The organism is Dysgonomonas sp. 511 (assembly GCF_010501105.1).
Classification (GTDB): domain Bacteria; phylum Bacteroidota; class Bacteroidia; order Bacteroidales; family Dysgonomonadaceae; genus Dysgonomonas.
Map to the genome: position 1 here is coordinate 1 of NZ_QVMQ01000009.1, position 13259 is coordinate 13259.

The following is a 13259-nucleotide window of genomic DNA, read 5'->3' on the forward strand; positions in this document are numbered from 1 at the left end:
CATTGCAACTCTAAGATACATATTTTAGAGTGAACGAAAAAGACCGAAGCTATTAAAAACTTCGGTCTTTCATATTTTGGGGCTTTTGACACACCCTCATTTACTAATATAAATATTCAAGATTATGAAACAATTAATGAATTCGAGATTATTTCTACTATTAACGAAAGCCTCAAAAGAGAAAGATGTATTAACGGAGTTAACAAAAGCCTATGACGAATTTGCACTAAAGTTATTAGACAAACTACAGATTGAATCAAACATCGCAAAGCTGTATTATCACCTTGGCTTTGTTCGTTTGGAACTTGTTGGAATACGAGACGGGTTATCCGATAAGGAGGAAAAAAAATGCCTTAAAATATACAATCAAGGCAATCTCTCTTATTGATATAGAACTGAGGATTTTGCAATGGCAATTACAGAATAATAGCAATAAAGGAAATCAAAAAGAAAAAAAATCTGAACAAGACCTTCATTGGACCGGAACGGCTGCCGATTTGGTAGAATTTGCATATGGTGCTCTGGAAACTAAGAAATTTGAGAATGGGGAAATAGATATTAATCTATTGATTGAAATCCTCTGTCAACTATTCTCTTTTGAAGTAAAAGATTGTTACGATACTTTCCGTGCTATTCGACGAAGAGTCGGAAGCCGTACTCTCTTTCTTGATGAAATGATTGAAAAGTTAAACGAAAGAATGGATAATATGGATAACGGTATTTTTAAGAAAAAGAAGATCCGAAGAAAAATAAATGATTGATACGTTAATATGACTGAACTTTAAACTGCATATTCTTCATTTTCTCTATGAATAGAAAACTGGTAATTTTTGAATTTACAAACGAGAAAATAGGAAATACCATTCATGCTTATAAAGTGTGGATTATTTTTCCTGTTTGTAAAGGTATACCAGTGCCTCTGTTCCGGGAAAAATGACTCCACACTTTTTCCTATTTGCCCATTCTACAAAGAATTCCTTTAATCTGCACTTTAAATCATACTTTATAAAATATCTCACTTCGTATGAGATAGAAATAAGACTTCACAATTGGATATCTCACCCTTATTTTATATATTTGAATCACATAAAAGAATGAGGTCAACTTCAAGCCAAAAGTGGTATTTAAGAGACATTCGAATACATTACTAAACCATTACTATTGAAATAGAGTAATGTTATAAACAGTTGAAATAATAACATTTAGAAAATATAAAGTGGAACCAGGTGGGACCACTTAAAAATCAGAGAGTTACGCAGAAGTGTGGCTCTTTTTTGTTTTAAATACTACCTGTTTTGCTTTGGTTTGAGTACGGGTTTTCTACATTCAGTTAAACCAAGAGTTAAACCAAAAACTCACATGAATGCAACAGTTAATGTAGTGTTATTCAAATCAAAAACACTTGCAGATGGTTCACACCCATTAATGATAAGAATCTGCAAAGACAATATCCAAACAATTATTTCGGAGAAAACAATCCACTCCATCTAAAAGCTCAGCAGAAAGAGTACAATCAGAACTTAGCAACCTTGCCTTCAGGAAAGGTTAAGGGAGTTGCTCCTAAAACAAAACCTGCCATCATCCTGTTATATAAATATTATGGATATATGTATTGACTTCGACGGCACATGTGTTGCCCACGAATACCCCACGATAGGGAAAGACATAGGGGCTGTGCCCGTGTTGAAAGAACTTGTGGAAAAAGGGCATAAGCTCATCCTTTTCACCATGCGGAGCGACCGCAAAAAAAAGAAAAAAATAGACGGGCAAGAGACTGTAGTGGAAGAAAATGTGCTGACGGAAGCCGTAGAGTGGTTTAGCCGTCAGGGCATCCCCTTGTATGGCATCCAGAAGAACCCGAAGCAACGTTTCTGGACTTCTTCGCCAAAGGCCTATGGGCATTTGTATATCGACGATGCTGCATTGGGTTGTCCGCTGGTGGTAGACGATCCCGAATCGGAAAGACCCTATGCCAATTGGAAAAAGATAAGGGAAATGTTGGTCGAGCAGGGTATTTTGTAGGAGTAAGTAACTATCAGAAAAAAGGATTGCAGAAAATGAAAAAGCAACCCCTGTTGCCAAGGGCTGCTCTTTGGGCATCTAATCACTATTCTTACTATTATTTATTGTAGTCGCTTCAGACGGTACAACATTTGTTGGATAGCCTCTTGCAAGTCGTCGATGATGGCCTGCGTGAAGGCTTCGGCAAATAGTTCCCTCTGGCTTTCTGAGTATTTGTAGAATTCTTCCGCATGATTGATCAGATCGTTAGGAAGTCTTGTTTCGGGAATTGTAATTTCCAAATCCCCTTTCACTGCATAAGAAGTCTCGGTCAAACGGTCAATCACATCCAGCAAATCTTCGAGAGCCTGGTCGATAGCTATGTGTTGAGCATAGCTACCCTTGCCTGAGATATGCCAGTGATAAAGTTTCAGACTGCTGTTGAACGAGAATATCTTTCCGATAAATGTACCTACTTCCGTATTTACGGATGTGGATTTCTTTTGCATAGTTGAAGTGCTCATAATTATATATTTTTTATTGTTATTAATTTCCTTTAGACCGAACCCAACAGTTTGGCTCTATCTTTACACTCCTTTTTCGGAGGAGATACATCTAATAAACACTGTAACCTCTATTTTGTTCATTACAACTTTTTGAAATGTCGACTATGCTCCACACCAAAGAAGGTGTCCCAAACGTAATAAAGGACACCTTCTCTGAATATTCTCCGGCTTGTATTCTGGTAAACTTTACTTTAACAATTCTTCTACCCTGCTTATTTTTTCTTCTACCGGCAACAGCGCATCTAACCAATGGATATGTACCCCGCGTTTTTCCATGCCCCTGAACCACGTCATCTGGCGTTTGGCAAACTGGTGTATGGCAATTTCGAGTTGCGAATACATCTCCTGATAGGTAAGTTCTTTTTGCAGGTATAGGGTGACGAATTTATATTCCAGCCCATAGTAGATAAGGTCTTCAGGCGATACGCCTTTGTCGAGTATGGCTTGCACTTCGTCTATCATGCCTTCGTCGAGACGCGCTTTCAACCGTTCGGATATTTTTTTGCGGCGTAGTTCGCGGTCTATATTTACCCCTATCACAAGGCTGCTTAATGGAGGGAACTCGTTTTGCTCCAATGGATGCTGTTTTTTGTATTCCTCTATTTCTATCGCACGGATTGCCCGCTGTGCGGTATCTACATCGGTGGTGTTGTGCAGCGGCTTATAGCTTGCAAGTATTTTGGTCAATTCTTCGAGGGGACAATCTTCATATCTTGCCCTCAGCTCTTTATTCTCCGGCACATTGACTAATGAGTAGCCGCGCAAGACCGATTCGATATAAAGACCCGACCCGCCACATAAAATTGGTAGTTTTCCCCGTTTGCTGATGCCGGTAAATGCTTCGTGAAAATCGTGCTGGTATTCGAAGATATTATACTTGTCGCCGGCTTCGCGTATATCTATCAGGTGATAGGGGATTTGCCTGCCGTTTACGATATAGTCCGAAAGGTCTTTGCCCGTCCCTATATCCATCGAACGGTAGACCTGCCGCGAATCGCCGCTTATAATCTCGGTATCGAGATGGCGAGCCAGATGGCAGGCAAAAGAGGTTTTGCCCGATGCAGTAGGGCCTGTTATGGTGATTAGTTCGTATTTGCTCATGTCTTTTATTACTTATGTCCTATAATATAAATAGGTTCGTAAAACTTTATTTTTTCTTTATTTTCAAAAATATCGTCCAGATAATCTTCCGGTAATGAATCCGTATCTATACCCCTTAGGCTATAACTATCGAGGTCGACTGTAATTACAGGCTTGGGATAGCACAATACCCACTTCGTGTCATATGATATTGTCAGCCTATATAATAGACGTGGAGGGAAACTACGGGCACTGCCCGGAACCCATTTAGGCATTTTGTTTAAAGCGTCCAAAAGTCTTTTGTCATACTTGGGCGAGATGCCTTTTACTATTTTGCTATATTTTAAAGCACCTGTCTTGTCGAGTTCGAAATGTGCTTGGAGTTTCCTTTTTTTATTCCTGAAATGGTCTTCGAAAGAGTATTTCACATTCTTGCAGATAAATTTCTCCAATTCTTTATTGCCTCCGGGAAATTGGGCGAGTTGTTCGACAAAGATAAATGGCCTTTGCTCATTTTCTCCGGCAATCCTAAAATATACGGGAATCACGCAAAGTAGTTCAGATGGTTTTCTGCTGACTCTACCCGGTATAAACTTAGGTATGTGTTGCAATACCTTTTTTACCTCTATGCCAAATTCATTCTCTAATACGGATGCAGTAACCACTTGTTTTACTGCTCCATCTTTACCTATCAGGCAATTGGCTACAACATACTCTTCGTCTTCCAGTCTTGAGATAGGGTATTGTATCACCTTTGTCAGATATTTTCTAAGCTCATCGTCTCCTCCCGAAAAATCGGGATAAGAATATTGTGGAACATAAAACTCTTCTTTCTCTATTTTCCGGCTGGCACACGATAAGAGAAAGAAACAGAGCAATAAAGAGCATAACTTCACTTTCATAAACGTAATAAATACATCCAAAAGCCGAAAATACAATAAATTTGCTCTTTATTTGATTTTTATTGCATCAAAACTTTGTTCTTGCAGCCGATAAAGACTAAATGTTTAAAAAAACGGATTATATTTGTAGGTTCAAACAGACTTTATATACTCTAAAATTAAGAATGAAAGAAGTAAAAAATTTAGTAAATAGTATTGTCGGCGCTTGCCAGGAGAAAAAAGCTAAAAACATAGTCATAGTAGATATGACAGAATTGCCTGGTTCTATCTGCCAGTATTTTGTTATCTGCGAAGGAAACACACCTACACAAGTATCAGCAATTTCCGACGAAGTAGTCGATTCGTTGAAAAAGAAAAAAGAACGCCCTATTACTATCGACGGCTTGCGCGAAGCCCGTTGGGTAGGTATAGATTATGGTACGGTTATTGTTCATGTATTCTTGCCCGAATTGCGTGAATTTTATAATATCGAAAATTTATGGGCTGATGCAAAACTCGAAAGTATTCCCGATATAGAGTGACAACAAACACCTTATGTCAGTTGTTAATACTTCTCCGATAGGGATAAACTTAGTATATAATCAACAAAATATATATGGACAATAATAACAATGGCGAAAGCAACAAGCCCAAGATGCCTGTAAGGGGGCCTAAAATGCCGTTCAACCTTTACTGGATATACCTGTTGGTATTCGGGGCAATCGTCGGGATGTATTTCTTTTCCGAAAACAGTGTAACCAAAGAAGTGCCGTGGTCGGATTTCCAGGGTTATGTCAAAGATAACAGCATAAGGAAGATAGTTGTAGACAACAAGGCCAATGCCTTGAAAGCATTTGTGCGCAAAGATTCGGTCGACCATGTATTCAAGAAAGAAGCCGAACGCGCCGGAAACGACCCTTCGATAATCGTTCGCATACCGTCGGCTGACAAGTTTTCCGATTTCTACGACAAAATACGGACTGAGTACAACTACGACATCGACGTAAGCTACGAAACAGGAACTAATTTTGTAGATATCCTTATCGGATTCTTGCCTATCATCCTCATATTTGCCCTCTTCATCTATATGATGCGCCGTATGTCGGGCGGAGGCTCAGGTGGCGGAGGCGGAGTGTTCAGCGTAGGCAAATCGAAAGCCCAGTTGTATGACAAAGGGGCAGACTTGCGTGTCACATTCAAAGACGTAGCCGGACTATCGGAAGCCAAAGAAGAAATAGAGGAAATAGTAGAGTTTCTTAAAAACCCTTCACGCTATACCGAAATAGGAGGTAAAATTCCGAAAGGAGCCTTGCTTGTAGGTCCTCCGGGAACAGGTAAGACATTGCTTGCCAAGGCTGTGGCAGGAGAGGCTAATGTGCCGTTTTTCTCCATGTCGGGTTCCGACTTTGTAGAAATGTTTGTCGGCGTAGGAGCATCGCGTGTGCGCGACCTGTTTAAGCAAGCAAAAGAAAAATCGCCTTGCATTATCTTTATCGACGAAATAGATGCCATAGGGCGTGCCCGCGGGCGCAACCCGAATATGGGTTCGAACGACGAGCGCGAAAATACCCTCAACCAATTATTGACAGAGATGGACGGTTTCGGGACAAACAGCGGTATCATTATACTGGCTGCTACCAACCGTGCCGACATTTTGGATAAAGCCTTGCTGCGTGCCGGACGGTTCGACCGTCAGATAATGGTAGACTTGCCCGACCTCAGCGACCGGAAAGAAATATTCAAGGTGCACCTACGCCCTGTAAAAATAGACGATTCGGTAGATGCCGATTTCCTTGCGCGACAGACACCGGGATTCTCGGGTGCCGACATAGCCAATGTATGTAACGAGGCTGCCCTGATAGCTGCCCGAAAAGGCAAAAAGGTGGTTCAAAAAGACGATTTCACCAATGCTGTAGACCGCATTATAGGCGGACTGGAGAAAAAGAATAAGGTTACCACCGTAGAAGAACGTAAGACTATTGCCATACACGAAGCTGGACACGCTACATTGAGCTGGTTCTTGAGATATGCCAACCCACTGGTGAAAGTTACCATCGTACCACGAGGCAAAGCACTTGGCGCTGCATGGTACTTGCCGGAAGAAAGGCAGATAACCACCAAAGAGCAAATGCTCGACGAAATGTGCGCATTGCTTGGCGGACGTGCTGCTGAGGAAGTGTTCGTAGGACATATTTCTTCGGGAGCAGCCAACGACCTCGAACGTGTAACCAAGCAGGCTTATGCTATGATATCTTATCTGGGGATGAGCGAAAAGCTGTCTAATATCAGCTACTACGATTCTACAGGCGATAGTTATGGTTTCACCAAGCCATATAGCGAACAGACTGCTTTGCTTATCGACAACGAAGTACAAGCCATGATAAATGAGCAGTACGAACGGGCAAAAGCTTTGCTTCGCGAACATACCGAAGGGCATAACCAGCTTGCCGACCTATTGGTAAAAGAAGAAGTGATATATGCCGACGACCTGAAAAAAATATTTGGCGAACGTCAATGGATATCGCGTTCCGAAGAACTGATAAAAGAAACCGAAGAGCTGCCCGAAAAGATTGAAATAGATATCAATAAAGGTGATGATGCGCCGGGTATCTTAGCCGAAGGCGGACAATCGGAAGAGGAATAGAATATTAAGGAAACGAATTGATAAAGAAAGAAGGTGTCCCGAAAGTAATAAAGGACACCTTCTTTGTGTTGTGAAAATCCTGCACACAGCTCATGCAATAAAACATCATCTCAGCATTGTCTTACCCATGTATTGTTGCCAAATATTCACGATCTACAAAATCAGGGTTGCCGATACTATATATTTTCATTGAATGAAATGAAAGCATTCATTAGAATGCAAAACATACACTATTTCCGAAAAACGGTATGCAATATTTTCTGAATTAGAAAATACGCCTGCCCAGAATGTCAGAATTTGTCCGGTATTACTCTTCTGTTTTATATATTTTTGCTTCCAAGTAACTGTTAGGAGATAAACGAAAAACTTCTGTTTTTTTTTAGATAAAAACCAATTTGAGATATTCCCTTAACAGTTACTAAGATTAAAAAATGCCCAAATCCTACTTTGATGCTGTTTAATAACAGTTTCTCACCTAAAGAATGCCTATGCTTATAGAGTATTATTTATATTATCTGTATTACACATTTCTGGGCTTCCCCTTTATCATACGGGTAGCAGTCGTAGCTTTGACCATATTTGCGCCCTTCTATTGTTTTGTGTTCCTGAGTTTTGCAAAAGAAAAGAAAAAGTACGACGAGAAAAGAAAGCTGCAAAAAGTGCTTAAGAACAAATACGCCGATGAAATCAAGCATATTATAACATCCCCGGATATGTATTATCCGGAGGACATTGCCAGTAGGCTGAATTGTAATGTCAAGAAACTTTCCGGCCGGAAGAAACGGATTATTACCAACATCCTTCTCTTTTTCCGCTCGAAAGAGAAGAATATAAATGAAGAAAATTACAGAAGTGTAATCATTTACTTCAACCTCCAGCAATTCTGGGAGAAGAAACTCAAGTACGGAAGCATGGCTTCGCGCCAGAGGGCATTGCGCAAACTCGACGACTTTAATATTGAGATTCCCGGAGCTGTTATCGCATCGCTGACCAACAACAAGAACCAATTCCTGAGAAAAAGGGCACGCTCGTATTACATGCACCTGAGCCAGAACAGCCCTTTTAAGTTTCTCGACGAAAACTTCGACAACACCTTCAACCAGTGGGATAAAATAGAAATTCACCGTATCCTGAGCAAGAAAGCAGAAGATGAAAAGCTTCCGAGCCTTACCCAATGGATCAAAAATTCGAAGAACTCGGCTTTCAGGTGTTTCCTCGTAGATGAAATAAAGCTACTGAACCAAAAAGAAAGTTGCTATTACCTGTTGGAAATACTGGATACGCAGGACATGAAACTCCGCCGGCATTGCATCGAAGCACTAGGAGAACTAAAATGCCACCTCGCCGAAAAACGGCTGATGGAAAATTACCAGCAACAACCTGTAACCGTACAGCAAAGCATAATAAAGGCTATACAGAAATTAAATTCAGGCGAGGCATTGTCTTTTCTCGAAGAAGCCTATTTCGATGCACACGACAGCGAGAGTAAGATTATCATTCTTCATGCAATTTACAACTATGGAACAGCCGGACGTAAACTGTTCGATACGATGCAAAAAGAAGCAGAAGGCTTTTCGCGGCAAATGTTCGAGCACGTCAGCAATCCTTTGCTAAGCTATAACCTGGCAATATAAATACATATACAGTGTGTGAAGAAAGAGGAGACGAACCCACATACTAATCAAATCCCCCATTTTTATGATAGAAGATATTATATATTTTTTCCAGTATTATGTGTTTTTCTACGCAACACTTATCATCGTAGGTACTGTCACACTTACCGTTATGAGCTACATTGGCATAAGGAGATACAAGTGGAGGTTTACGAAAAAAGAGGATAAGATACTCAAAGAGTCGCCTTTTGTGCCCGGTGTATCGGTAATAGCCCCGGCATACAACGAAGAAAAAACAATCATAGCAAACGTACGTTCCATGTTGACCCTCGACTATCCGCTGTTTGAAGTAGTCATCGTAAACGATGGGAGTACCGACAAAACACTGGATTTGCTCATCGACGAATACCAGTTGGTAGAAACGTCTTTTGCATATATCGAAAAAATAAAAACCCGGCCTTTCAGGCGGGTTTTGAAATCGACCGACCCCCGTTATCAGAAGTTGACCATCGTAGATAAAGAAAATGGAGGAACTAAGGCCGATGCCACCAATGCGGGAATCAATGCCTCAGTTTTCCCCTACTTCCTGTGTACTGATGTCGATTGCATCTTGTCGCGCGACGCTCTTACCAAAATGATTCAGCCCGTACTAAACTCTTCCACGCAGGTAATTGCCGTAGGCGCAACCATGCGGATGGCTAATAGTTGCGAGATAAACGAAAATGGTGTTATTACACGCGTGCGCCCCCCGTTGCGTATCGTTCCTTGTTTTCAGGAGATAGAATACCTGCGTTCGTATCTGGTGAGTAAGATGGGATGGTCTTTTATCAATGCCGTGCCCAATGTATCGGGAGGATTGGGGCTGTTCGACAAATCGGTGGCTGTCGAGGCCGGAGGGTACGACCCCGTTTCGCATGCCGAAGATATGGATATGCTTCTCCGTATGATGGCTTATATGAGAGACTATAAGAAGAAATATAAGGTCGCCTACATCCCTGTCACCACTTGCTGGACAGAAGGCCCCCCCAACCTATCGGTATTGAACAAGCAACGGACAAGATGGGGGCAAGGGCTTATGCAGATGTTTGTTGTCCACCGCAAATTCTTGTTCAACCCTAAATACGGGCGTACAGGCCTGATAACCTTGCCGTATGTATTTCTTTTCGAATTTTTGGCTCCTGTCATCGAAGTTACAGGCTTCATCGTCTTCATCTTTCTGTTGCTGACAGGGCGGATAAATTTCGAAACGGCATATGTTATATTTGGTTATATATATCTGATAGGAGTTACCATATCCAGCATTGCCATAGCGATCGACCTGTCGGTCGATAAGCTTTACAACAAATTCAGGGAATACATAAAGCTGGTTCTATTCTCTCTTGTAGAGGTGGTCTTATACCATCCGTTTATCGTCTTTTTCAGCCTCAAGGGTTATGTGAATTTCTTGTTGAGCCGGAGACTGGAATGGGGTGCGATGAAAAGGCAGGGTTTCGACCAGAGCCGCAACAATCCTCCCGGAAATGTAGTGCCCGAAAAGGTGGCACTATAGGCCTTCTGTCATCTTGAAGAAGATACAGATATTGATTAGAAACACAATTTTGAGGAAAACCCAGACAATTATCACCAATAACTTAATATGAATAACCAGATTTCCGAGATAAAGACAATCCTGTTGAAAGGCATCATTGTTTCCGTTCTGTTTCTTTCTACTATCCACACTATGCAAGGACAAGGTATTGCCAGGCTAGACAACAGGGAGAATTACACAGAAAGAATAAGCAGTCATTTTCAAAAAGGCGAATGGGAAGAAGGGAAAAAAATAGTGGATGAGGGATTGGAAAAATATCCTGACGATTCCGACCTGCGGATGTTTCTCGGACGCTATTATTACGAGAAGAAGATGTACGACAAGGCCCGCTTCGAACTGATGGAGTCGCTTAAGCACAACAAAAAGAACCTGGAGGCCAAGCAAATACTGGTGAATGTGGAAATCATTACCGAGCGATATTCCAGTGCTATCTGCTATATTAACGAATTGCTGGAGGTAAATCCGTATTGGAAAGGGTTGTGGCGCAAAAAAATAGATGTGTACCGCCTGCAAGGAAACCATATGGAAGCCAACCGCCTGCTGAAACGTATAAGCCAGGTGTATCCCGACGATATCAGTATCAAAAACGCATATTTGCATTACATAGAACAAGAGGCTATAAACAAAAAAGAAGAAGGGAAAATAGAAGAAGCTATAGATCTCTCTACCAATCTTGTAGAAGGCGATCCCAAAAATGAAGAATATTATATCCAACTGATAAACAATTTTCTGAAGGCAGGAGATTTTGAAAAGGCTCTGTCGAATGCAGAAAAAGGATTGCTGCACCTTCCCAATAGCGTGAAGCTGATAGACAAAAAAGCCGATATATTGGGCGAAATGCACCGGTACGACGATGTACTGGCTTTCCTTAAAATGAAATCAACCGAAGGAGGAGGCAATAGCTCGCATTTTTCGAGGAGATATGATTATTTCCTCGAAAAGGCGGCAAAATACCAGAAAAACTCTGATCCATACATATTGTACCTTCAACTGTATGAGCGCAACCCGCGCAATGAAGAAGCATTCAATTATGTGATAAGCAATGCCATATCCAAAAGATTCTACGACGATGCACTGGCCGTATTGGCAAAAGCCAAAAGCATAAGAGGCGAAACAAAAGATCTGCTGGCAAAAGAAAAACAAGTATATGAGCTGATGGGCTCGCAAGGCAAAGCAGACCAGATTACAATAAAGCTGTTTCAGGGCTATCCCGAAGATACCGATGTATTGGCCGAATATGTTGCATACCGTTACAGGCAGGCAAAGGGCTGTATGAATGACGGATTGTTCGATCAGGCTTCCAATCACTGGATGTTTATAGCTGAATATGGCGACGACGAACAGAAGAAAATAGCCTTGTCGTCGATGTACAATTGTTCTTATCAGCTTGGCAAATACAACGAGGCCTTAAATACACTAAACTCGTTGATAGAAAAATATCCCGACGAACTCGACTGGAAGATCAAGAGGGCTGTCATCTATGGCAAGCAAGGGAACTATATGCTTGCCCTTGACGAATACTATGCAGTGATAGGCCTTGCCGACCCGTTTGATATTCAGCGCGTAAAGAATGGGTATGAAGAACTGGCTACAGAATACACAAAACAGTTGATAGACGAATACAGGCTCGAAGATGCTATGCAGATTGCCGATCGCTGGCTGGATGTCAATCCCCGTAGCGAGCAATGTATCCAGTATGCAATAAATATTTCGGCTCAGATGAAAGATTATGACAAGATGGTGAAATATGCAAAACTGGGGCTTGAGAATAATCCTGACGATGCCTATTGCCAGATGAAACTGGCAGAAGCATACAACTACCGGAAACAGCACGAACCGTCGGTATCTATACTATCGGCAGAAGTTGCCAAAAACCCGTATCATAAGGGAATGGTCAATGCTCACTCTCAAGCGAACGAAGACCTCGCCCGGCAGCTAATCAAGGAAACGAAGTATGAGGAAAGCCTTGCAGTATTGAACGAGGCCTTGAAATACGACCCCGACAACAGATCGCTCAAATATTGGAAAGGCGTTACTTTCGAAAAGCTGAAAATTGCCGATTCGGCCTATTATTACCAGATGTTTTACGACCCCTCGCTTATGGAAGTGAAAAATTTCGAGAAACACCTGAGCGCATTGAAGAGCAAGACTTATAAAAACGAAATAGGTGTTTTCCATCTCAGGGGGCGGTTTAGCGAATTGGATGTGATAAGTTCGGTATCGACCATCGAATACTCCCGCTTCGAAAAAAAGGATACATACATCGGGCGTATAAACTATGCAGGGCGGCAAGGCGGCAAAGGCATACAGGGACAGGCAGAGTGGAACCGGAGTTGGACACACGATATTTCTACCCGTTTCGATATTGCGGCATCGAACAAATTTTTCGCATCCATCATGGCTAATGCATCCGCTTTCAAAAGATTCCGTAACGACTGGGAGGCGCAGTTGGGAATAGGATACCGCGACCTGTACGATATGGATGAGAATATGATAAATATCGTTGCCGGCATTTCGAAAGAGATCGAACCGTGGTGGCTCAATATGAAATTCAACGCAGTATTCCTCGACAGCAAGTTCTATTACAACCTGCTGGGGCAGGCAAGGTTCAATATACTGACTCCCCGAAGTTATCTGACCCTGATGGGTAGCGTGGGTTCGGCTCCCGACATAGAAATCATTGATACGCAGATGTACGACGGCTTTTCTGTGACTAATACGATGGTGGGAGCGGGATTGTACCATATGATAAACGAACGGTTGTCGGTAGGTTTGCTCGGCAATATCTATAATTATGAAAACCAGAGCTATAATTTTGCCGAAGGCGATGGAAAATACCGTAACTTCCAACATATTTATATACAGATACATGCACGATTTTAAACT

10 protein-coding genes and 1 pseudogene are annotated in these 13259 nt (G+C 41.7%); 8 read left to right on the forward strand and 3 right to left on the reverse strand.

The window, feature by feature from the left end; all coding sequences use genetic code 11:
- Window positions 1-251: 251 nt before the first annotated feature.
- The 3 genes and pseudogenes from D0T57_RS05040 (at window position 252) to D0T57_RS05045 (ending at window position 2022) form a co-directional block, all read left to right on the forward strand.
- Window positions 252-761, forward strand: a complete 510-nt coding sequence (locus tag D0T57_RS05040; protein WP_163271526.1) for an RteC domain-containing protein — start codon at window positions 252-254, stop codon at window positions 759-761.
- 598 nt (window positions 762-1359) lie between these two features.
- Window positions 1360-1446 (forward strand): annotated as a pseudogene (locus D0T57_RS15795) (Arm DNA-binding domain-containing protein); the annotation flags it as partial.
- A 153-nt stretch (window positions 1447-1599) separates the two neighbouring features.
- Window positions 1600-2022 carry an HAD family hydrolase gene (locus D0T57_RS05045; RefSeq protein WP_163271528.1) on the forward strand — a complete coding sequence of 141 codons (423 nt, stop codon included), beginning with the start codon at window positions 1600-1602 and terminating at the stop codon, window positions 2020-2022.
- A gap of 101 nt (window positions 2023-2123) precedes the next feature.
- On the opposite strand, the gene D0T57_RS05050 is transcribed toward D0T57_RS05045, so the two are convergent.
- The 3 genes from D0T57_RS05050 to D0T57_RS05060 form a co-directional block, all read right to left on the reverse strand.
- Window positions 2124-2525: a DUF5856 family protein gene (locus D0T57_RS05050; protein ID WP_163271530.1), complete on the reverse strand. Its 402-nt coding sequence runs from the start codon at window positions 2523-2525 to the stop codon at window positions 2124-2126.
- Window positions 2526-2753: 228 nt separating this feature from the next.
- Window positions 2754-3668 carry a tRNA (adenosine(37)-N6)-dimethylallyltransferase MiaA gene (gene miaA, locus D0T57_RS05055; protein ID WP_163271532.1) on the reverse strand — a complete coding sequence of 305 codons (915 nt, stop codon included), beginning with the start codon at window positions 3666-3668 and terminating at the stop codon, window positions 2754-2756.
- Between the two features lie 8 nt (window positions 3669-3676).
- Window positions 3677-4549, reverse strand: coding sequence for a hypothetical protein (locus D0T57_RS05060; RefSeq protein ID WP_163271534.1), 873 nt, complete (start codon window positions 4547-4549; stop codon window positions 3677-3679).
- 164 nt (window positions 4550-4713) lie between these two features.
- On the opposite strand from D0T57_RS05060, the gene rsfS reads away from it, so the two are divergent.
- The 5 genes from rsfS to D0T57_RS05085 all read left to right on the forward strand — a co-directional run bounded on the left by rsfS (window position 4714) and on the right by D0T57_RS05085 (window position 13256).
- Complete coding sequence (rsfS, locus tag D0T57_RS05065; RefSeq protein ID WP_163271536.1) at window positions 4714-5070, forward strand: ribosome silencing factor; 357 nt, start codon at window positions 4714-4716, stop codon at window positions 5068-5070.
- A 74-nt stretch (window positions 5071-5144) separates the two neighbouring features.
- Window positions 5145-7172 (forward strand): ATP-dependent zinc metalloprotease FtsH, encoded by a 2028-nt coding sequence (gene ftsH / locus D0T57_RS05070; protein WP_163271538.1) that lies wholly within the window; start codon window positions 5145-5147, stop codon window positions 7170-7172.
- Window positions 7173-7654: 482 nt separating this feature from the next.
- A complete protein-coding gene (locus D0T57_RS05075; protein ID WP_221412285.1) occupies window positions 7655-8806 on the forward strand; it encodes a HEAT repeat domain-containing protein in 1152 nt (383 codons plus the stop codon).
- A 64-nt stretch (window positions 8807-8870) separates the two neighbouring features.
- The gene (locus tag D0T57_RS05080; protein WP_185154631.1) at window positions 8871-10334 is read left to right on the forward strand and encodes a glycosyltransferase; all 1464 of its coding nucleotides are present in this window, start codon (window positions 8871-8873) and stop codon (window positions 10332-10334) included.
- An 87-nt stretch (window positions 10335-10421) separates the two neighbouring features.
- Window positions 10422-13256 carry a tetratricopeptide repeat protein gene (locus tag D0T57_RS05085; RefSeq protein ID WP_163271542.1) on the forward strand — a complete coding sequence of 945 codons (2835 nt, stop codon included), beginning with the start codon at window positions 10422-10424 and terminating at the stop codon, window positions 13254-13256.
- Window positions 13257-13259: the final 3 nt, after the last annotated feature.